Here is an 18,689-nt window from a genome sequence, read left to right on the forward strand (position 1 = left end):
TCAGGCCGCGCCGCCTGGCGCGTTGTCACGCGCGGTTCGGACGTCGGGGAAGTGGTGCACCGTGCCGGGGCGACCCGGCGGATTGGTGCCGGTGACGAAGGCTTCGAGGCCTTTGATCACGTCGTCCGGCACCCAGCCGCCGCGCACGCGCAGGGGTTCGCGGATGCCTTCGCCGAACAGGTAGCCGACGCCGGGTTCGCCTTCACCGATGCGGTTGGCCCACGCACCGCGCTCGTACGCCTGGTCGCCGAGGACCATGCCGACGTGGGATTTCGTGGCGACCCGGAGGCAGATGCGGCGGGGGAACAGCTCCCGGACGGGGACGGTGTCCTTGGTGGGTTCCTGGACGTAGCCGCGCACGGTGCAGCCCAGCGCCCGCCCCTGGGTCGTCAGCAGGGCCACCCGTTCGGTGATGGCTTCCCGCGTCTTGCGGTCGCCGATGTAGCGGATCAGCGCGCCGATCTCGTCGAACTCCACGATTTCCAGTGGGTTGTCCCGCGAAATGGGCACGGACCTCAGTCGGCCGGCGAACTCGGCCTTGCGCCTGTCCATCACGCCGATGAGGTCATCGAGCAGCGCGAGGGCGTCCTTGCCGGTGACGGCGTAGCGGTGGAAGATCCGGCGGCCGTAGGCCAGCTCCATCCCCTTCGGGTCGATGCCGGAGACCCGGACCAGGCCGTCACGGATGGCGGGGGCGATGGAGACGAGCGGGCACCACATCTGTGCGCCCTTGCCCGCACCGGTCACCCCGGCGTGCAGGGTGTGCGAATCCCGGAGGGACTGGTGCCAGTCGACCCCGTAGTCGGTCTGCCCGCTCCACACCTTCGTAAGGTCGATGTTCGCGCCTGGCACGTCGGCCAGGTCGACGAGGTCGAGGCAGCCCACGGTGCCCGCGAGCAGGTTGCGCCGCTGGAAGTCGATGGACACGACGTTCGGCGACAACTCTCGCACCTGACAGCGTGTCACCCCGCGAGCCACCGCGAGTGCGCGAGCGGCCTCGTCGAAGTCCTCGGGCTTCTGACCGGGCACGAGCCGTACCCGCACCTCGTCCCACGATGCCCCGGACCGCACCTTGAGCACCTTCGGCACCTGGTCGGTGCGCTGCTTGGGCTGGCGACGAACCTTGTTGCGGCTGAGCGGGTTCGCGGTGACCACGATCGGCCGGTCGGCGTCCAGCACCGTCAGCCCACAGGCACGCAGCCAGCCGGGCAGCTTCGGCGCGTACACGGCCCAGCGCTGCCACCACGACCGCAGCCGCCAACCCGCCCAGGTCTCGAACGAGAGCCGATGGCGCCACCGCCACACCAGCAGCACGACGGGGACCACCACGGCCGCAGCGGTCACCGGCACCCAGCCCGACCACCACAGCACGGCAGCGAGCAGCGTGCCGCCGAGTGTGGTGCGCCAGTGCGTCACCGCGGCTTTGACCACCACGAACACGGTCTTGACCAGCAGCCACAGCGTCACCAGCACCATTGCTAACGTCGCCACGGCCTCCAGGACCGCTGTCAGTGCGCGGCCCAGCTTGTTCACGAGCCAGACGACGACCGCGACGGCGCCACCGGCCAGCACGAGCGTGCCGAGAGCTTGCGCGTTCATCGGCGCTCGCCCCGCTCCGGACCGAAGTCCAGCGCGAGCATGCCCTCGCACCGCACACAACGGCTCTCACCGGGCAGCAGCCGAGCAAAACGCCGACACCGCGAGCACCGCTTTCGGGAGACCCCCTCTGGCGCTGGAATAGGAGATGGCTCTAGCATTTCCATTGTTCACTCCATGCGGGTGAGCAGCGCAGGAGCGGTCAGGTTGGTAGCCGGGTGCCGCTTCTGCGCCTATACAGTTCTCGTTGCAGCACAACACAAGCGCGCGCCAATGACGCACACCTCTGGCGTGCACGGAAATATCAATATTCGGAACTGAGAGTGTTATCTGCGGTCAGAAAAGATCAGGAATATGGTCGATATCCGGTGTGAAGCGAGCGAGATGGGCAGTCAGTTCGCTGTGCGGGGAGCCCATCATCGTGGCCATCTCGTCGACTGCGGCGGGGACGACCGCCACGATCCCGCCGGGATGCAGGTCGAGCTTGTTCCGCGCCCAGATGGTCAGGGGTCGGTACTTCGGGGTGTTGTCGGCGATCAGCGACGGCAGGTCCACCTGCAACGCGAGGTTTTCCAGCTGGAGCCGTGCCCGCTGCAACGCCACTCCGAGCAGCTGAGGAGCCCCTACGCCGAGTGCGTGGCACACCTCGATGAACCGCAGCATCGTGAGGGCTCTGCTCCCGTGTTCGTAGGACAACAGCGTCCGATCGCCGATGCCCGACGGCAGACGCGAGACGAGGTATCCCCGTGACCAGTTGTTGGCCTCGCGAGCGCGCCGCAACTCCTCACCGATGGCACGGCAGTGCGCTCTGTCGAACGCGTCCTTCACCATGTGCTTCGTCCGATCAGGACTCGTCGTCGAGGGTCGGGTCGAGCCGATGCTCGATCTCGCGAGCACGCCGGATCTCGATACCCACGTACTGCGTCGCCTCGTGCCGGTGCCGTTCGTCGACCTTGGCCGTGTGCGCGTAGACGTCGGCGCTGTGGCGGTGGAACCTGATCCACTCCGCCGGGCCGGCATCACGGGACGGCCGCTGCTGCGACAGCACCTCACGGGCCTCGAACAGCGACGACGGCAACACACGTGGCGGCTTCCTGGACATCAGTACCCACCGCCCGAGTCACCGTCGTCACCGGTCACCAGCAGATGCCGAGGACGACGCTCCGGCGGAGCGGGCTCCCCGTCCGGGTCGATCTCAGCGGCCAGCTTGGCGGCCTCGCGGGCCAGCTCGCGGCAGAACTTCGCCAGCACCAGGTCCCCACCGGGGAACGGCGGCACCTGGATCGCGAGGTTCACCGGGTCCAGGTAGAGGACCAGCGCCGGAAGCTGCGGCGTGACCCGCATAAACGCGGCTGCCGCGTCACTACCGGGCGAACACGACACGTTGAACGCCACTTCTCACAACTCCTTCGATGGTGGATCGATGCGGGCCGTCTCGACGACCGCGCGCCGGTCGAACTCCTCAGCGGCGACCGCGGCCGCATGGCGTGCCCACAGCGGAATGGCCAGCTCTCCGGCCAGGTCGTGCCACGCGGAACTCACGTCGCGGTAGGCCAGAGCAAGACGACGGATCGCTGCCACGTCGCCCGGCTTGGCGCGTTGAGCCGCGAACAGCGCTGCCGTCTGCTCGGCGTAGGCGGTGTTCCAGCGGGCGACCGCTTCTCGTGACGCCCGCATGGTGGTCACGCCGCCTTCGGCTCACGGGGCGCGGCGGACTTGCGAGCCGCACCATCAGGGGCCTGCATGCTCCGGGCCCGGAAGCTGTGCGCGATCCGGCCCTTGTTGTTGGCGTAGGGCGTGATGGTGAGCCCGTCGAACTCGACCGGCGGGAAGGGGAACCCCGGCAGCTTCTCCGGCGGCACCGGCTGGTGGTCAGCGGAGATCTTGACCTTGAACTCGGCCCCGAACCGGGCGGCCTCCTCGTTGGCATCCAGAGCGCGAACGGTCCACACGAGCTGACCCGTCTCCTTGTCCCGCTCCTGCTGCTTGGGTGCGCTGGCGTCCGCGGAGAAGGCCATGGACGGCTCCACACCCAGCACGAACGCGCCGAACGGGAACACCTCCCCGAACTCCACCGCGAACCGCGTGGGAACAACTGGCATGTGACAACTCCCGACGTCTGGCCTAGCTGAGCTAGGCAACCTGTACAAATCCGAGAGTAAGCCAGCCTGGCTAGACAAGTCAAGTAGATCTGGCGTGGCTAGCTCCCTAGCCCGCCTAGACAAGAGTCGATACAGTTCCTTGCAGCAGATGCTTGAAGAGTGAAAGCAAGCAAGTGTGTCAAGGCAGAGGAGCCCGCATGGCGCTCGACCCGGACGACCCACGTCCCCCATATGTGCAGGTCGCGAACGCCTTGCGTGCCGCGATCCTGACCAAGAAGTTCGCCGCTGGGGACAAGCTGCCGTCCCGTCAGGAGCTGGCGAAGGCGTACAACGTCGCGCCGATGACGGTCCAGAGCGCCCTACGCGAACTGCGTGAGGAAGGGCTGATCGTGTCGCGGCAGGGGAGCGGTGTGTTCGTGCGAGAGCGCACCGAACGCCCTGTCGGACTCCGCCCCCACATCGAACGAGCCTTCGAGGCCGAGGATGTCACGATCGATTTCGCCGGGTTCTCTGGCGAGACCCTGCACGGAGCCATGCAAGAGCCGCTGGACAAGATTCGTGTCGGCCGACTCCGCCCGAAGTCCCTCGCGGTCCGCATCCTCATCCCGGATACCGCAGCCCCGCTGGCGATCCCGTGCCGAGCTGACGACCTCGGCGACAGCCCGGAGTTCCGAGCCAGAGCCACCCGGATCATGCACCGCTACGTCGGCGCGATCACCGACACCGTCAACGAGTTGGGCAGCCTCGGCCTGGTCGAGCAAGCCAGCGCGACAGTCCACGTGCACCATGCCGCGCCCCTGTTCAAGCTCTACATCATCAACGGCGAGGAAGCCTTCTTCGGCTTCTACCCGGTCCGCGAACACATCCTCACCCTCGGCGAAGAACCTACGACCATCTACGACCTCATGGGCAAAGACGCCGTACTGTTCCACCACTCCACCAACGACGACGACACCTCCACCGGCTCCCAATACGTCGACCAAGCTCGCACCTGGTTCGACAGCATGTGGAACACCGTCTCCACCGAGTTCACCCCGTGATCCCACCTGTCGATGACCCCGTAACGCTGCACCGCATCCTGTCCGAGACGGAAGTTCTGCTACTCGACTTCGATGGTCCCATCTGTTCCGTCTTCGCGGGCATCCCCGCCCCCGTTGTCGCCAATCAACTCCGCGGTGTCCTCGCGGAGGGCGGTTGCACGGATCTTCCAGAGCAAGTTCGCACCGCCGACGATCCCTTCGACGTGCTGTTCTATGCCGCCACGCTTGGCCGCGAAGAAGCCAAAGTCGTAGAAGCAGCTTTTCGGGCGCACGAGGTCGAGGCCGTACAGCTCGCCGAGCCGACACCGCACACAATCGACGTGATGCACGCGTGGAAGGCGACCGGCCGTCGACTCGCTGTGGTGAGCAACAACAGTTCGGCAGCGGTCGATACCTACCTGGACATCCACGGCCTTCGAGCTGAGGTCGATCTCGTTTCGGCTCGCGTCGGCGCGGATGTCACGCTGCTGAAGCCGAGCCCGCACCTGGTAACCGACGCGACGAACCGGTTGGGCAGCCCAGCTTCGCGCTGCACGCTGGTGGGCGACTCGGTTACTGACATCGAAGCATCGCACGCTGCGCAAGTCACGCCGATCGGCTACGCGAACAAGCCCGGCAAGGCTGATCGACTGATAGCGGCAGGCGCCGTGGTTGTCATTACCAGCACGAGCGCGTTGATTTCAGGGTGATTGAGGTGGGTGTGCGAGTGCTCAACTTGTCGCGATTCGTACGCGCTCAATAAATCCAGATGTGTCGAGGAAGTAATTCGGATAAGCATTTCGTAGTCCGGCAATAGAGTCGACTGAGACTAGTACGGCATCCTGCAGAGAGTTACCCTCGCTGTCGGTCTCTGAGGAGGACTCGGCCGCATCAATGCGGCGTTGGCCGACACAGTATCGCTGAATCCGGTCACTGTGAGGAATTTCCAGGAATATTGAGTGTGAGCAGGAAGTATCTTCCTTCGTTGGGATTGATCACTTGCGAATCAAGGGCTGCGCCGTATACAGAGAGTCTCTCGATTACGGCGAGCTTCTTGGTCATTAGTACAAGTTCTTCTACGTGCTCGTCCTTCGATTCGGGAGTTCCTGGGACGATTGGAGTTCCTTCGAGGCGGGCAATCTCCGACCCCATCAATGCGAAGAATCTCAGCCAGTCGTCCTCTCCAAGGCTGGATTTCAGTGACTGTCGTGTGAATGTTCCTACGGTCTCCACTGCTGTCGCCCAAGCATGCTGCAGCCGTGAACGAATCTGTATCTCTACGTGCAAACCGTTATATGTCGCCGATCGATCACTTTGATAACGGTAAACCATGTGTATCCCACGGTACCCGCTCGGTTTTGGCGTGTCCATGTAGTTGTCAAATCTTTTTAGAAGATGTTTCTGTCGTGACATTCGGAAAGCTTGCTCGACGGCATATACATCCTGAATGTTCGCCATGACAGCGCGAGCGCCACCGAGATCTTGCACTCGCGAAAGTTTCATGTCTGGGTATCGAAGGAGCTTCCCGCGAATCGATGGAAGTCGTTTGATTCGCTGCGCAACGAGCGAGTCGCTGTCCACTGATCGCGCCTTCTTCCGAAGGCTTACTTGCAAAGTATTCAATGGGAAACTATGCGAACGTGACGGTCTGATGTGACAACGGCAGCGCAGCACGGTAGAACAACACCTGAAGCCCCTGGGTTCCAGCAGAACGATCTTGGTCGAAGGCTCTGCTACCAGGGGCTTCACCACACCCCGGCCACGACACGCCGACGGTCACCAACCCGTGATCAACCAGAAGCCCTACCCGCCAACACATCCAGACCAGGATGAAAAGGCTCAATTATGCGCATCGTTCACAGGCCATTTTGCACACACGACGACCGCGGCAGATCATCCCCGGAACCCCTTCGACAACGTGTTGTGTTCGATCAATTGATGCGATACGGTCATAACGCAACGCTGTCCTGGATCAAACTGGGGAGATGCAAGTGCAGCGAAAACACTGGCGCGCAATTTCAGTTTTGACACTAGTTGCCAGCTCACTAGTAGCAATACCCAGCGTTACAGCTGGAGCACTCAAGCAGAACTCGACCGAAAACACTCGCCCGAGAACTATTGATGAGGCATTTTACGAAGTGGCAAAGGAGGTGCCCGGCTTTGCGGGTGCGGTAGCGGACGAAGCGAAGGGCCAATTGATCGTTCACCTAACGGAACCGTCGTCGGCCGCAGCGACCAGAGCGTATGCCGCGCTCCGTCCCCTCGTCGAACAGCTGTCGGGTTCACTTCAGCCAACGCCGACGCAAGCCGACTACGACTTCCTTGCCCTCAAAGCTTGGTACGACGACTTTGCACAGGAGGTTCTCGCCCTACCCGACGTCGTATCAACTGACATCGACGAAGGACGCAACCGAGTCCATGTGGGGGTATCAGCCCCCGACCGCGAGGCAGAAGTTCGTCGCATTGCCGACAAGCACTCCGTACCACAGAACGCCCTGATAGTGAGCGACACAAAGCCTGTGCAGCCCAATCTGCAGGCCCGCTTCCGTCCACTTCAGGGCGGACAACAGATTGGTCTACAGAACGCCGATCCCGCGTTGATATCAGTCTGCAGCCTCGGCGTCAACGTGCAACAAGGCAGCATTACGGGATTCGTCACGAACGACCACTGCACACGGCGGTCGGGGATCGTGGACAGCGATCTTGTCGGCCAACCCAATCTCGCAGCCGCCAACCTCGTAGGTGTCGAACTCCGCGATCGCGCGTTGTTCACCAGTGCCCAGGACCAGAACTGCCCGGCTGGTCGCCAGTGCCGGTACAGCGATGCCGCATTGATTGACGCCTTGGCAGACACTCCCGTTTCCGTTGGGTTCGTGGCCCGCCCACCCGACAACAACCCCGACTGGAATGGCACGACTCGCTACACCATCGACAGCAAGGGCGATGCTCTCGCCGGGCAGACCGTGGAGAAGATCGGTCGGACGACTGGATTGACCCGCGGCGCTGTCACCCAGACCTGCGTACACGTCAACGCCGCCGGCACCAACGTCACCCGTCTGTGTCAATGGCTTGCCGGGTACGCCTCTGCCGGCGGCGACAGCGGCGGGCCGGTTGTCGCGTTCGAGACCGGGAACGTACGGACATTGCGAGGTATTCACTGGGGTGGCGGCGGTGGAACAGCTGTCTTCAGCCCGTTCATTCTCGTCGAGTCGGAACTCGGCGCCATGAGGGTGTGTGCCGTGGGAACATGCTGACATGACACCCGGAAAACCAACCCGTGGTGGTCGGAAGAACGCTCTTCGCCCGGCCACGACGTACCGGCGGTTGACAGTGATCACGAGCTTGGTGGTGATGGCCATGGTGCTGACTGGTTGTTCCGCGGACAACGGTTCCGACGTTGGCAAGGGCGGCCCGACCACCGACTCGGAACTACCAGAGTCCGCAGGCATGCAAGCACTGCTGATCGGACGTCTCGCCGGCGACGAAACCAGTGGCTGTGTGTGGATAGAGGCTGAACAACCGACGGGCGGCCTGTCCCCGCCCATGTACGTGCAGTGGCCTGCAGATGTCGAGGTCCGCACCGACCCCGTGCGCCTGCTCGACACTGCGGGCTCCCTACTTGCCCGTGAGGGTGACTCGTTGCACCTCGCGGGCGGGAGTCCGCCAGACGGAGCCCTGCCGCATCCCTGCAGTCCCGAGGGTCGGCCACCTCACTTCATCGTCAACGAAATCGAACGAGTGACCCCCGGGAACACACCCGGCTGATCGCTCATCCCTGGTGGTGAGCGGGTGTTGGATGCCCGGCGGGCGATTGCCGCGCTTCTTCGGAAGTGTTCGTCCGCCGGGCCCTTCGCGTCAGGCCGCTCGCATGAGCCCGTCTGCTCGTCGGACACGACGTCGACGGTCGTCGAGACGCCGGCCGATTTCCGATGCTTGAGGATCTTGTCCGCGACCGTGAGGACGCGTTCGGCAGACTCCCGGGCCGTGTCGCGGTCTCGAGCCCAGCCAGCCGCGTCCCGGTTGAACTTCCAGCTGCCGGACTCTGCTCGCCACCGACCGGCCGGCGATGTCGGCGCCGTGCCTTCGCCAGCAGGATCACGAGCTCGCGGGCTCTCGCACGCTTGAGTTCCTAACAAAGTCGTGTGACGTTACGCCAGGTGATGATGCAGGTGGCGAGGCCGAGTAGGGCTTCGTGGATGTCGTCGCGGCGTTCCCAGCGGATGCGTAGTCGTTTCATGCCGTGGTACCAGGCCACGGTGCGCTCGACGACCCACCTGTGCTTGCCCAGTCCGGAGCCGTGCGGTTGGCCTCGGCGAGCGATGCGGGGTCGGATGCCTTTGGTCCGTACCTTCTTGCGGTATTTGTCGTGGTCGTAGGCGCGGTCACCGTAGAGTTCGTCGGGCCGCTGGCGTGGTCGACCGCGGCGGCCTCGTACCAGCGGTATCGCGTCGAGCAACGCTTCGAGTTCGGTCACGTCATTGCGGTTGCCGCCGGTCAGCGACACCGCCAGCGGGATACCGGCACCCTCGGTCAGGACGTGGTGCTTCGAGCCCGGACGGGCGCGGTCAACCGGGCTCGGACCGCTTTTGGGCCACGCCTCGCGGCCCGGACATGGGAGGAGTCGATGACCGCCCGAGACCAGTCCAGCTTCCCCGCCCCGTGCAACTCGGCCAGCAACACCTCGTGCAGTTTCTGCCAGACTCCCGCCCGGTTCCACTCCTCAAGCCGCCGCCAGCAGGTCATGCCCGACCCGAACCCCAACTCCTGAGGCAGGAACTCCCACTGGATCCCCGTGTGCAGCACGAACAAGATCCCACACAACACCTGCCGATCCGGGATCCTCTTCCGACCCGGATACCGCGGATCACGCGGCGCTGGCTGGGGCAGCAGCGGCTCGATGCGCTGCCACAGCCCGTCCGGCACGATCCACGGCGGCTGCTCACCACGCCTCACGGCCCGACATCGTAGATCAACATCCACACGAGACGGAAGACCTAAAGATCAACTTTGTTAGGAACTCTAAGAGATCGGTGCCACAGCCTGTGGTCGACACGCCGTCTATCCGTGTCTTGGCGTAGGTTGTTGACTTGATCCGTGTCTCGCGCTGCTGCCGAATTTGGCTCTATGGGATCAAGGCGCGCCGCCGGTGGCGGCGCGCGAGGCCGGTCCCGTGGGCGACGTGGTCCGCATCCATCGCGGCTCGGGCGGCTGCCGCTCCGCTCACGCCGCCCGGCCTGCGCGGCGCCGCCCACAGCCACGGGTCGGCAGCGCCACCACCGACGGCGCGACATGAACCGCGGAGCAGCTCCCTCGGCCTCCATCGTCGAACGCCGGGCCGACGGCATCAAGAGCGCTCCGCGTCGCTGACGCGATGGCCGCAAGCGACCACTCTTGACACCGCCGACCCGGCGCACGCGACGGCCTGTACGAGGGAGCGGGGAAGGTATAGGCAGACCAAGATCAGGCCGTCTCCAGGCCGTCAGAGGTCGGGCAGGGGTAAGAACCGACGAGAACTGTTGGAAGGCATTGAGCCAGGTCGGAGGCCGAACCATAGACCGATCGGCAGGTCGTGATCAAGACACCGCAAGATCATGGACATCTTCGAGGGGACACAGCAGATCCAGCAGCTCATCATCGCCCGCCGCCTGCTGGGAAAGACGAGCGCGCAGCTGAAGTGACTGTGGCGCCGGACCCGGCTGCCGCTGTCCATCCGGACTTGGCGGCTGGGTCCGTCGCTTCGTCCGCGTGCACCGCAGCCGTTCAGTCGCCTTTCTCCTCCTCGTCGTCGGTGGTACCGGGTGACGGCGTGAACTGTGCCAGGAATCCGGCCAGGTCCCGATGTGAGCAACCCGTGAGCAACGCGAGGTTCCGCACGACCTTGACGTCGACCTCGGCGATGCCGTGTGGGTTCTCGTTGAGGGCGTTGCCGGCCCACCGCAGCATTGCCCGGAATCTGCCCTTGCCCACGGTGGGATGGTGCAACACCGCGTACAGGTCCACGTGCAGGGTCACGCGCTCCAGATACAGCCGTGCCCGCTGAAGTCCACGCGTCACCAACACGCCGGGGTCGATGTCCAACGCCTCAGCCAGTTCCACCAACCGGGACAGGGTCAGTTGCCGCACGCCGTGTTCGTAGGCGAGCAACGTCCGGGCACCGACCCCCGAGGGCAACTGCTGCACGAACGCGACCCGCGAAACACCACGCGCCTCACGCACCGACCGCAACTCGGCACCCACCGCCCGACCGACAGCAGTACGCAGCGACTCCGCCTGCAACTCCGCCAGCTCACTCACTCGTCATCAACACCAATGCCGAGCCGGTGCTCGATCTCGCGAGCCTTGCGGATCTCCATCGCCGCCCATTGGCTCGCCTCATGCCGGTGGCGCGAATCAACCCGCGCTGTCCGCGCGTACACGTCGGCACTGTGCCGGTGGAACGCGATCCACGCCTGCGGCGCCGCATCGACGCTGGGCCGCTGGTGCACCAACGTCTCGTGTGCCAGCGCCAACGTGGAAGGCACATGATCAGACCGCATCGGGCACACCACCGTGCTTCGCGCGACGAGCCGAAACGGGATACGGCCTCGGCGGACTCGTGCCACCAACCGCGGCCGCCTCCCTGCTGTGCCGCGCACGGGCCGACCAGTCACGCGACTGGTACTCGAACGCCTGCGCCGCCGCACCCAACCCCGCGACGAACCACCACGGCAACTCCGGCTCGTCCGCCATCTCCCGCCACACGACCGCGACAGCCTGCGAGGCTCGCGCCATCCGCTCAGCCATGGCCACGTCACCGGGAACCGACGCGTTCAGCCGGTCCGAGACCACGCCGTACTCGCGATACGCGGTCTCCCAGAGAGCAACCAACCTCTCCGACACCATCACCACTCCAGCGCCTTCCCGCCACGGCATGGCCGAAGGTCGACCAGCAGGCGCAGGCCCACCGGTCAGCACTCCCGTCCCGCCACACCCGGCACGCATCTCGTGCCTCACGCGGCCTTGCTCGACGACTCGGACACCTTGTGGGCACCACTCGCAGCCTCAGTCACGCGGAAACCGATAGCCCGGAACATGTACGACTGGAACGCGTCCGCGAACTCGACCGGGAACCCGTGTCCCCTGGTAATCGCCATCTGTGTGAACCCTTCTTGTCGTGCGGCTCCGTCGAGCCGCGTTAGGTCCACATTCGGCGATCTTGAGTCTCTTCCAGATGCCCTTGAAGTCCCGTCTCGGACTTCCGTCCATCATCTGGTCTCATCTAGTCTCTTCTGCGTGCTACTCTGCTCGCGTGACCAGCGGAAACGGGGAATCCAGCGTCAGGTCGACCCTGCTCAAGGTGCTGCTCAAGCAGAAGCACCTACAGGCCCACAGCGCCTTCAAACGGGAGTACGACAAGGTTGCGGCGAAGGTCGACCGGGAACTGGTGGGCAGAGGCCCGGCGAAGGCCCAGTTCTACCGGTGGCTATCCGGGGACCTGACCGGCCTGCCGTACCCGCACCACTGCCGCGTCCTGGAGGCGATGTTTCCCGACTGGTCAGTCGAGCAACTCTTTCAGCCATACACCGGGAGCCTTGAGTTCTTCCCCGAGCCCGCGGCTTCCAGACCAGGCATGGCTGGGAGAGAGGCAGAGGCAGTCCAGATGAGCAATGGCACAGACGAGATCGTCGGTACGTACCCCTACCGATCGCGCTTCCCGTCCGAGAAGTGGTGGGAGCTGTTCTCCAACGCCACCGAGCACATCGACCTACTCGGGTACACGCTCTACTTCCTGCCGCTGGAGCACCCCGGCCTGGTCGACCTCCTGCGAAAGAAGTGCGAGAGCGGCTGTGTCGTCCGCGCCGCCATCGCCGACCCGGAGTCATCGCACGTCGCGTACCGGGACAGCGAGGAGAAACAGCCGATCACGCTCGTCGTCCGGATCCACTCGACGTTGCAGCACTTCGCACCACTCGCCGACTGCGAGAACTTCCAGTTCCGCTACCAGGACATCCCGCTCTACAACTCGGTCTTCCGCTTCGATGACCAGATGCTGGTGACGCCGCACTTGTTCGCCACGCCGGGGTCAGCCGCGCCGCTGATGCACCTACGCCACCGCAGCGACGAGGGCCTGTTCTCCAGGTTCATGGATCACTTTGAAAGCGTCTGGACCACCACGAAGGCCATCGAGCGGCTCTGACCAGTAGGGAGACCCAACCGTGGCCCGCAAGGACTATTACGACGACCCCAACGCACCCGCGCCCAACTCGATCGTGGCCGCAGCCTCAGCCATTGTCACCAACGACAATGGGGAAATTCTCGTACATCGCCGTGCCGACAACGACATGTGGGCGCTTCCAGGTGGAGGTATGGAATTTGGCGAATCCATCGCAGGTACGGTTATACGAGAAGTTCACGAGGAGACTGGCCTGCGGGTAAAGCCGAGTTATGTAGTCGCGGTCTATTCCGATCCCAAGCACGTCTTCGAGTACACAAATGGTGAGGTACGGCAGGAGTTCTCGGTGTGCATCGCGTGCGAAATTATCGAGGGCGACCTTAATGTTAGCGACGAATCGAAGGAAGTGAAGTTTGCTTCTCCAGATGAAATTACGGAACTTGCAATGCACCCGCGTATACGCGCCAGAGTTGAGGACTATCTTCAGAAAATGCGTGGCGGCCTAAATCCTGACGGACGAGCCACCTGAATATCTAAGTTACTCACTCAAGCGCGTCCGCGCTCTGAAGTCCAGCATTTTTTACAGGCGGGCGCTTGGGGAAGTCGTTCCACCGGTTTTGATAGGTCGAGTCGACCTTCCAGGTGAAACGAAGTGGTTCGCCAGTATTTCCTAAGCGGGAGCCGACAATCACAGACTGAGCCGAAGCAAGACGCGGGAACCCTGTGCGGTCCAGCCCGTTGGGTCTCACCAGGGTCACTTCTGGCCCATCTGCGGAAGTCAGTAACACACGTCTGCGTCCGTAACTATCAGACTCGGAACTCGCGATCCTATATACCAATGGATATAGACCGTTGCTTGCCAGTTCCGTGATCCTAGCTTCCACTGAATTAAGCGCATCGCCAATGATCGTACTATCGGGAACGTTTGGGGTGTGATGCATCAATCCGTTTCGGACCTCCAGCACCTTATCGCTGCTGAACGATGATGCTACGGCGGCCACAAGGCGAACGAGGTGCTCGCGAGACCTCTGGTCAAGATCGAGAAAAGGGTGCGTGTGCCGAAATGGAAAGTTGAAAGGATTGTCGTCTACAAGTCGAAAAGACCGAGGCAACGAATCCTTTGAACGTAGGAAGACTTCTGGCTTGTCGCCGATTTTGACGAGGTGCTTGCCAAGTGTGCCGAAGCACTCCATGAGGTCACCAAGTGCAAACTTATCAATATTTACCCCCGAAGCCTTCATGCTTTGCTTCTTTAGCCAGATAGTAAAGAACTCTGAGGCGCGGTTCCGCGAGTACTCTAGTCGGTAGCCATTCTCGAAGTGGTCATGCAAGAGTGTGTAGCAGATGAACGTAACCGCATGCTTGAGAACCTCTTCTAGATTAACAAACAAATCACTGGAAAGTTGTCTGATTTGGCTCAATGCGGCAGGTCCAAGGCTGCCCTCTGGTAGACCTCGAATGATTCGCTTCAGCGTGGCAAGATCATGAAGCAACTTGCTTAGTTCGGTGCTTCCTTCTGCAAGCGTGAAACCGATATGCCAACTGATCAGACGCGCGATCTCATCATCGGAAGAATTTAGGTGCGCATCATCGGGGATCGACAGTTCTCGCAGAGTAATACGATAGGCTTGCTCGTCAGGCGCGAGCAAGCGTTTCGTCGTGCTAAGCGGGTCTTCGTTGGTTAGCGCGTGTTCAAGCTTTCCGGCAGGTGACTCGCCATCAATTTCTCGCAGGAGCCACTTCAGTCGCTCTTGCCGTTCCGAATTATTGATTGGATAGCAGTGGTCGATAATACCTCGCATGCGTATTTGTGCTAACGCAGCTCCAGGTGTGTACCGCACGCCGAGGTGTGATGCTTCCATTCGTACGCCGAACGGACCCGTGCCAGCGTTGAGGATCTTCGTGGTTCGAATCTCACCTTCAGGTACCTGCACCTGCCCGGCCCAGATCATCTCGTTGAGAGTGCGGTGAATATCATTGTCCGAAACCAGTAGAAGAATCTGCAAGACTTCGGCATTGGACAGACTTGCCGCGAACTTCTCGGCACTCTGCACGGTTAGTTCTAATTCAGAGCATCGGTTGCGCAGCTTAGAACCGGGACCATTCATGAGCCGTACTAGCAGCGCTCGAATGTCAGAATCGTCAAAGCAATCGAATAAGAAGAAGGGTAAAGAGCGGCTGTCTGCCCAGGAGAATGGTGGATTCTTCTTGGCTTGAAATCTGACAACGGCGTCGGTGTACTTGACGTCCTGTGTATGTAATTTGGCTATTCGACGTCTGATCACTGAACGCGCCTTGGTCACGCCGTTCTCCCCTGGCGTGAGGTGTACTCCGTGTACTCTGTGGCAGTCCACTTCATCGCAGTGAAAACCCGGCACTACCAGATTGGGAGATATTAGTCGCCAGTGATCCGACTCTATCAACCCATACGGCCCGCAGACGTATGGGCCTAATTGAAACACGCCAGAGTGGAGTTTTTCGAGCAACTGAAAGGTCTCTTCATAGCTAGGATGCGGGTCGCCGTGGAACGTTGATTCCGCTATGGCATCATACAAAGTGCGACCATATATCCAAGGATATTTTATCTTTCCGCGCTTTATCTCTCCCGATATCAAGTCGCGGACGCCGTCAAGTTGCGTTTTTTCGGGATCAACGAGAAGCTCGTCACCGGCCCACATTGTCAGGAATGTCGCCAGGTGCGCCTCGAAGGGACTAACTCCATCTCCCTTACCGTGACTGGCAAGTGTCTTCCCCTTGGAAGTCAACGTAATTAGCGTGGCGATCGATGGCGGTGGCTTGTACTTGTCCTCTACAAAGCACTCCGAGAGAAAATCGGCCAAGTAGTAGCACCTAAGCAACGCTTCGACCAAGGCGTCCTCTGTAACCTCATCGCTGGCTGCGGCAACGCTACTCATACACCCTCCATGACGGTCACTGGTACATGTCCCTAATCGTCATCACCAGTCGAGTGTTACATTGTGTCAGCGACTATTGGTGCGCCGGGTTATGATGCTGCTGCCGAATCCGGCTCTATGGGATCAAGGCGCGCCGCCGGTGGCGGCGCGCGAGGCCCGCTCTGTTGGCGACGTGGTCCGCACCCATCGCGGCACGGGCGGCTGCCGCTCCGCTCACGCCGCCCGGCCCGCGCGGCGCAGTCCACGGCCACGGGTCGGCAGCGCCACCACCGGCGGCGCGACATGAACCACACGGGGCAGCTCCCTCAGCCTCCATCGTCGAACGCCGGGCCGACGGCATCAAGAGCGCTCCGCGTCGCTGACGCGATGGCCGCAAGCGACCACTCTTGACACCGCCGACCCGGCGCACGAGACGGCCTATACGAGGGAACGGGGCAGGTGTAGGCAGACCAAGATCAGGCCGTCTCCAGGCCGTCAGAGGTCGGGCAGGGCCGAGAACCGGCGAGAACTGTTGGAAGACGTTGAGCCAGGTCAGAGGGCCTACTGCGCGTCGATCGGCAGGTCGTGATCAAGACGCCGCAAGATCATGGAAATCTTCGAGGGCACCCAACAGATCCAGCAGCTCATCATCGCGCGTCGGCTGCTGGGGAAGGCGTCCGCACAGCTTAGGTGACCTGCGGAGACGGGCCTGGCGGCGGACTTCGTGGCCAGGTTCCCGCGACCCGCGGTGTGGTGCCATGATCGGCCGATGCTGATCCCCGGTTATGAGGGCGGTCCGTTGATCGACGGCTCGGACTTCCTCAGCGAGCTCTTGTTCTGGCCCAACCATCTTGGTTCCTGTTTGAGGGGCGAGGAGTCCCAGGCCCTTGCCTTCGGGCCGGACTGGGACGCTGCCAAGGACGTCTACCGGCGGGTCTCGGACGGGGAGCGCTGGCCGGTGTTCTCCGTGCACCTTCTCGCTGGCCCGGTGATCCACGTGGTCTACCGGAACCTCGACGACGACATCGGCGTCGACTACCTGGTCCATCACCCCGAATGGGGGGACGCGGTGCCGGTCGCCGTCGATGACGGTCACTTCATGGGGCCGGGGCTGTCCTGGCGAGAGCTCGTCGCCGTTGCCGACCAGCCGGTTTCCGGTGGCGTCGCCGACGCCGACGCGCGGCTTCTGCTGCTCTTCCCCATGCTCGGCGACGCGGATGTGCCGGAGGCCGCCGCGGCCCGCCTCGCCTCGGCGTTGTCGACGCTGACCGTCGTCGAGGAACCTGCGGAGCTGGCCGTCCTGCTTCTGCGGAACCAGGGGCAGTGGGAGCAGGCGAACTGGCGCCAGGGCAACGGTGTCTGGGTGTGCGACGGCCGGCACAGCTGCCGCAACCCGAGCAGCGGCTTCGCCCTGCCCGCACCACGCATGGCGCAGATCAGCAACGCATTGAACTCGCCGTTCGGCGTCGGGTGAGACCGACGACGCCCACTGGTAGAACCCTCGCGTGACATACCGATTCATGGCGGAGGTCGCTGTCGAGTTCGATGACGCGGACGAGGACGACTGCGAGCTGGCGGGCGGGTTGAAGTCCCATGACGTTCGCGGTCGAGTCGATGGACCGGTCCGGTCGCACGCTGGTCGTGTCGTTGCCATGGGCGCACCCGGGCAACTGGATGGGGAAACCGACCGGCGCTGTCCGCCCCGCCGTGGTCGCTCGCGCCATCCAGCACGCGCTGGATCGCGGATGGCGACCCGCCGCCCCAGCTTCGGCCTTCGCGCTCGACCTGCCCGCCGACTCGCCCGTCCTCGTCACGCCCACCGGACCCGGCAACTGATACTGAGTCGGGAGCTTTCGCTCCGCTGCCGTCACCTCGACCGCACGTGTTCGATCAGGCCACCCAGGACGACTCCCGCCAGTAGCGTGGTGATCAGCAACAGCGCCAGCATCGGCCAGGTGAACAGCACCCAGCCGGTGCTCTCAGAGTCGTGCATGGTGTCCATCGCCGACCTCCGTTCGTGCGTCAGCGATCACGTCGGCTGATCGGCATTCGGCGTTACCTTTCACCGGATCGTCAGCATTGTTTCGTCCAGCACCACTGTGTCGTTGCGGTTGATGGATGTGGTGATGGCCTGGTAGCCCTTGTCCGTCTCCCACATGCGGACTCGCAGTGTCTCGCCGGGGAAGACCACGCCGGAGAAGCGGGCGGAGAACGAGCCGACCGCGGTCACGTCGCCTTTCAGCATCTCGTCCACCAGGGCCTTGCAGACCATGCCGTACGTGCACAGGCCGTGCAGGATCGGGCGGTCGAAGCCCGCTTTCTCCGCGAACTCCGGGTCCGCGTGCAGTGGGTTGCGGTCGCCGCACAGGCGGTAGAGCAGTGCCTGCTGTGGCAGCGTCGGCAGTTCCACCACCAGGTCCGGGTCGCCTACCGGTGGGGGGAGGCGCAGTGCGGGGCCCCGGGAGCCGCCGAAGTCGCCTTCGCCCCTGGCGAAGATGCCCGTCGTCGTTGTCCACAGTGGAGTGCCCGCCAGGTCGACCACCTCGGCCTCCTGGACGATGACCGCCGCCTTGCCCTTGTCCCACACGTCCGCTATGCGGGCGCGGGAGGTGGCGCGGCCCGCGATCGGGATGCGGGCGTGGACGGTGATCGACTGGGTGCCGTGCAGGACCTTCGACAGGTCGATGTCGATCCCGGGGAAGGACACCGCGGGCGGCTCGAACATCCGGAAGTTGGGGGCGACCACCCCGAAGGTCGGCAGGACCTGGAGTCTGTCCTCGAGAACGTACTTCAGCTCGGAGGTCTCCGTCGGGTGCCCGCCCGCGCCCACCGCCAGGTGGTACAGCAGCACGTCCGTGCTGGTCCACGCGAACTCGGTCCTCCCAAGGTCCGCTCCGACGGCGACCTCCGGGTCGATGGGCATCGG

21 protein-coding genes and 1 pseudogene are annotated in these 18,689 nt (G+C 63.2%); 7 read left to right on the top strand and 15 right to left on the bottom strand.

The genetic code is table 11. The annotated features are described in order from the left end of the window. From ACFPCV_RS08995 to ACFPCV_RS09020, 6 genes are all read right to left on the bottom strand, one after another. Positions 1-1,599, bottom strand: a complete 1,599-nt coding sequence (locus tag ACFPCV_RS08995; protein ID WP_378055582.1) for an FtsK/SpoIIIE domain-containing protein — start codon at positions 1,597-1,599, stop codon at positions 1-3. A 333-nt stretch (positions 1,600-1,932) separates the two neighbouring features. Next, positions 1,933-2,427 carry a helix-turn-helix domain-containing protein gene (locus ACFPCV_RS09000; RefSeq protein WP_378055583.1) on the bottom strand — a complete coding sequence of 165 codons (495 nt, stop codon included), beginning with the start codon at positions 2,425-2,427 and terminating at the stop codon, positions 1,933-1,935. 13 nt (positions 2,428-2,440) lie between these two features. After that, on the bottom strand, positions 2,441-2,698 hold the full coding sequence (locus ACFPCV_RS09005) for an AMED_5909 family protein (protein WP_378055584.1): 258 nt from the start codon (positions 2,696-2,698) through the stop codon (positions 2,441-2,443). After that, entirely contained in the window at positions 2,698-2,991 is a 294-nt protein-coding gene (locus tag ACFPCV_RS09010; protein WP_378055585.1) for a hypothetical protein, read from the bottom strand. The genes ACFPCV_RS09005 and ACFPCV_RS09010 overlap by 1 nt, the downstream gene beginning before the upstream one ends. Positions 2,992-2,994: 3 nt before the next feature. Then, the gene (locus ACFPCV_RS09015; protein ID WP_378055747.1) at positions 2,995-3,273 is read right to left on the bottom strand and encodes a hypothetical protein; all 279 of its coding nucleotides are present in this window, start codon (positions 3,271-3,273) and stop codon (positions 2,995-2,997) included. A gap of 5 nt (positions 3,274-3,278) precedes the next feature. After that, complete coding sequence (locus tag ACFPCV_RS09020; protein ID WP_378055586.1) at positions 3,279-3,698, bottom strand: plasmid replication, integration and excision activator; 420 nt, start codon at positions 3,696-3,698, stop codon at positions 3,279-3,281. A gap of 197 nt (positions 3,699-3,895) precedes the next feature. Between ACFPCV_RS09020 and ACFPCV_RS09025 the strand changes: the two genes are divergently transcribed. Continuing rightward, on the top strand, positions 3,896-4,738 hold the full coding sequence (locus ACFPCV_RS09025; protein WP_378055587.1) for a GntR family transcriptional regulator: 843 nt from the start codon (positions 3,896-3,898) through the stop codon (positions 4,736-4,738). After that, entirely contained in the window at positions 4,735-5,427 is a 693-nt protein-coding gene (locus ACFPCV_RS09030; RefSeq protein WP_378055588.1) for an HAD family hydrolase, read from the top strand. The genes ACFPCV_RS09025 and ACFPCV_RS09030 overlap by 4 nt, the downstream gene beginning before the upstream one ends. Before the next feature lie 220 nt (positions 5,428-5,647). Here ACFPCV_RS09030 and ACFPCV_RS09035 read toward each other — a convergent pair whose 3' ends face one another. Beyond that, positions 5,648-5,950: a hypothetical protein gene (locus tag ACFPCV_RS09035; RefSeq protein WP_378055756.1), complete on the bottom strand. Its 303-nt coding sequence runs from the start codon at positions 5,948-5,950 to the stop codon at positions 5,648-5,650. A 15-nt stretch (positions 5,951-5,965) separates the two neighbouring features. Next, a pseudogene (locus tag ACFPCV_RS09040) lies at positions 5,966-6,469 on the bottom strand (RelA/SpoT domain-containing protein); the annotation flags it as partial. A 386-nt stretch (positions 6,470-6,855) separates the two neighbouring features. Here ACFPCV_RS09040 and ACFPCV_RS09045 point away from each other — a divergent pair. Next, a complete protein-coding gene (locus ACFPCV_RS09045; RefSeq protein WP_378055589.1) occupies positions 6,856-7,971 on the top strand; it encodes a chymotrypsin family serine protease in 1,116 nt (371 codons plus the stop codon). Positions 7,972-8,846: 875 nt separating this feature from the next. Here the strand turns inward: ACFPCV_RS09045 and ACFPCV_RS09050 are convergent. The 4 genes from ACFPCV_RS09050 to ACFPCV_RS09065 all read right to left on the bottom strand — a co-directional run bounded on the left by ACFPCV_RS09050 (position 8,847) and on the right by ACFPCV_RS09065 (position 11,584). Next, positions 8,847-9,643, bottom strand: a protein-coding gene (locus ACFPCV_RS09050; RefSeq protein ID WP_378055748.1) for an IS5 family transposase whose coding sequence is annotated in 2 segments (ribosomal slippage) — positions 8,847-9,304 and positions 9,304-9,643 — 798 coding nt in all. Because the reading frame shifts where the segments join, the coding sequence is not laid out codon by codon here. Between the two features lie 834 nt (positions 9,644-10,477). Further along, positions 10,478-11,011, bottom strand: a complete 534-nt coding sequence (locus ACFPCV_RS09055; RefSeq protein ID WP_378055590.1) for a helix-turn-helix domain-containing protein — start codon at positions 11,009-11,011, stop codon at positions 10,478-10,480. Continuing rightward, entirely contained in the window at positions 11,008-11,253 is a 246-nt protein-coding gene (locus tag ACFPCV_RS09060) for an AMED_5909 family protein (protein WP_378055591.1), read from the bottom strand. Before ACFPCV_RS09060 ends, ACFPCV_RS09055 begins: the two co-directional genes overlap by 4 nt. Continuing rightward, positions 11,243-11,584 carry a hypothetical protein gene (locus ACFPCV_RS09065; protein WP_378055592.1) on the bottom strand — a complete coding sequence of 114 codons (342 nt, stop codon included), beginning with the start codon at positions 11,582-11,584 and terminating at the stop codon, positions 11,243-11,245. Before ACFPCV_RS09065 ends, ACFPCV_RS09060 begins: the two co-directional genes overlap by 11 nt. Positions 11,585-12,005: 421 nt before the next feature. On the opposite strand from ACFPCV_RS09065, the gene ACFPCV_RS09070 reads away from it, so the two are divergent. Beyond that, a complete protein-coding gene (locus tag ACFPCV_RS09070; RefSeq protein WP_378055593.1) occupies positions 12,006-12,893 on the top strand; it encodes a hypothetical protein in 888 nt (295 codons plus the stop codon). Between the two features lie 19 nt (positions 12,894-12,912). Continuing rightward, positions 12,913-13,398: an NUDIX domain-containing protein gene (locus tag ACFPCV_RS09075; protein ID WP_378055594.1), complete on the top strand. Its 486-nt coding sequence runs from the start codon at positions 12,913-12,915 to the stop codon at positions 13,396-13,398. A gap of 13 nt (positions 13,399-13,411) precedes the next feature. Here ACFPCV_RS09075 and ACFPCV_RS09080 read toward each other — a convergent pair whose 3' ends face one another. Next, a complete protein-coding gene (locus ACFPCV_RS09080) occupies positions 13,412-15,784 on the bottom strand; it encodes a hypothetical protein (protein WP_378055595.1) in 2,373 nt (790 codons plus the stop codon). A 748-nt stretch (positions 15,785-16,532) separates the two neighbouring features. Between ACFPCV_RS09080 and ACFPCV_RS09085 the strand changes: the two genes are divergently transcribed. Both ACFPCV_RS09085 and ACFPCV_RS09090 read left to right on the top strand, forming a co-directional pair. Continuing rightward, positions 16,533-17,237: a hypothetical protein gene (locus ACFPCV_RS09085; protein ID WP_378055596.1), complete on the top strand. Its 705-nt coding sequence runs from the start codon at positions 16,533-16,535 to the stop codon at positions 17,235-17,237. 119 nt (positions 17,238-17,356) lie between these two features. Continuing rightward, positions 17,357-17,599: a hypothetical protein gene (locus ACFPCV_RS09090; RefSeq protein ID WP_378055597.1), complete on the top strand. Its 243-nt coding sequence runs from the start codon at positions 17,357-17,359 to the stop codon at positions 17,597-17,599. A 31-nt stretch (positions 17,600-17,630) separates the two neighbouring features. Here the strand turns inward: ACFPCV_RS09090 and ACFPCV_RS09095 are convergent, their stop codons facing one another. Beyond that, positions 17,631-17,765, bottom strand: coding sequence for a hypothetical protein (locus ACFPCV_RS09095; RefSeq protein WP_378055598.1), 135 nt, complete (start codon positions 17,763-17,765; stop codon positions 17,631-17,633). A gap of 60 nt (positions 17,766-17,825) precedes the next feature. Next, positions 17,826-18,686, bottom strand: a complete 861-nt coding sequence (locus tag ACFPCV_RS09100; RefSeq protein ID WP_378055599.1) for a MaoC/PaaZ C-terminal domain-containing protein — start codon at positions 18,684-18,686, stop codon at positions 17,826-17,828. Positions 18,687-18,689 lie beyond the last annotated feature (3 nt).

The organism is Actinophytocola glycyrrhizae (assembly GCF_042653545.1).
Lineage (GTDB): Bacteria > Actinomycetota > Actinomycetes > Mycobacteriales > Pseudonocardiaceae > Actinophytocola > Actinophytocola glycyrrhizae.

Coding starts and splice junctions, on each gene's coding strand:
- ACFPCV_RS08995 (WP_378055582.1), bottom strand. CDS start 1,599: ATGAACGCGCAAGCTCTCGGCACGCTCGTGCTGGCCGGTGGCGCCGTC.
- ACFPCV_RS09000 (WP_378055583.1), bottom strand. CDS start 2,427: ATGGTGAAGGACGCGTTCGACAGAGCGCACTGCCGTGCCATCGGTGAG.
- ACFPCV_RS09005 (WP_378055584.1), bottom strand. CDS start 2,698: ATGTCCAGGAAGCCGCCACGTGTGTTGCCGTCGTCGCTGTTCGAGGCC.
- ACFPCV_RS09015 (WP_378055747.1), bottom strand. CDS start 3,273: ATGCGGGCGTCACGAGAAGCGGTCGCCCGCTGGAACACCGCCTACGCC.
- ACFPCV_RS09020 (WP_378055586.1), bottom strand. CDS start 3,698: ATGCCAGTTGTTCCCACGCGGTTCGCGGTGGAGTTCGGGGAGGTGTTC.
- ACFPCV_RS09025 (WP_378055587.1), top strand. CDS start 3,896: ATGGCGCTCGACCCGGACGACCCACGTCCCCCATATGTGCAGGTCGCG.
- ACFPCV_RS09060 (WP_378055591.1), bottom strand. CDS start 11,253: ATGCGGTCTGATCATGTGCCTTCCACGTTGGCGCTGGCACACGAGACG.
- ACFPCV_RS09080 (WP_378055595.1), bottom strand. CDS start 15,784: ATGAGTAGCGTTGCCGCAGCCAGCGATGAGGTTACAGAGGACGCCTTG.
- ACFPCV_RS09085 (WP_378055596.1), top strand. CDS start 16,533: ATGCTGATCCCCGGTTATGAGGGCGGTCCGTTGATCGACGGCTCGGAC.
- ACFPCV_RS09090 (WP_378055597.1), top strand. CDS start 17,357: ATGACGTTCGCGGTCGAGTCGATGGACCGGTCCGGTCGCACGCTGGTC.
- ACFPCV_RS09095 (WP_378055598.1), bottom strand. CDS start 17,765: ATGGACACCATGCACGACTCTGAGAGCACCGGCTGGGTGCTGTTCACC.
- ACFPCV_RS09100 (WP_378055599.1), bottom strand. CDS start 18,686: ATGCCCATCGACCCGGAGGTCGCCGTCGGAGCGGACCTTGGGAGGACC.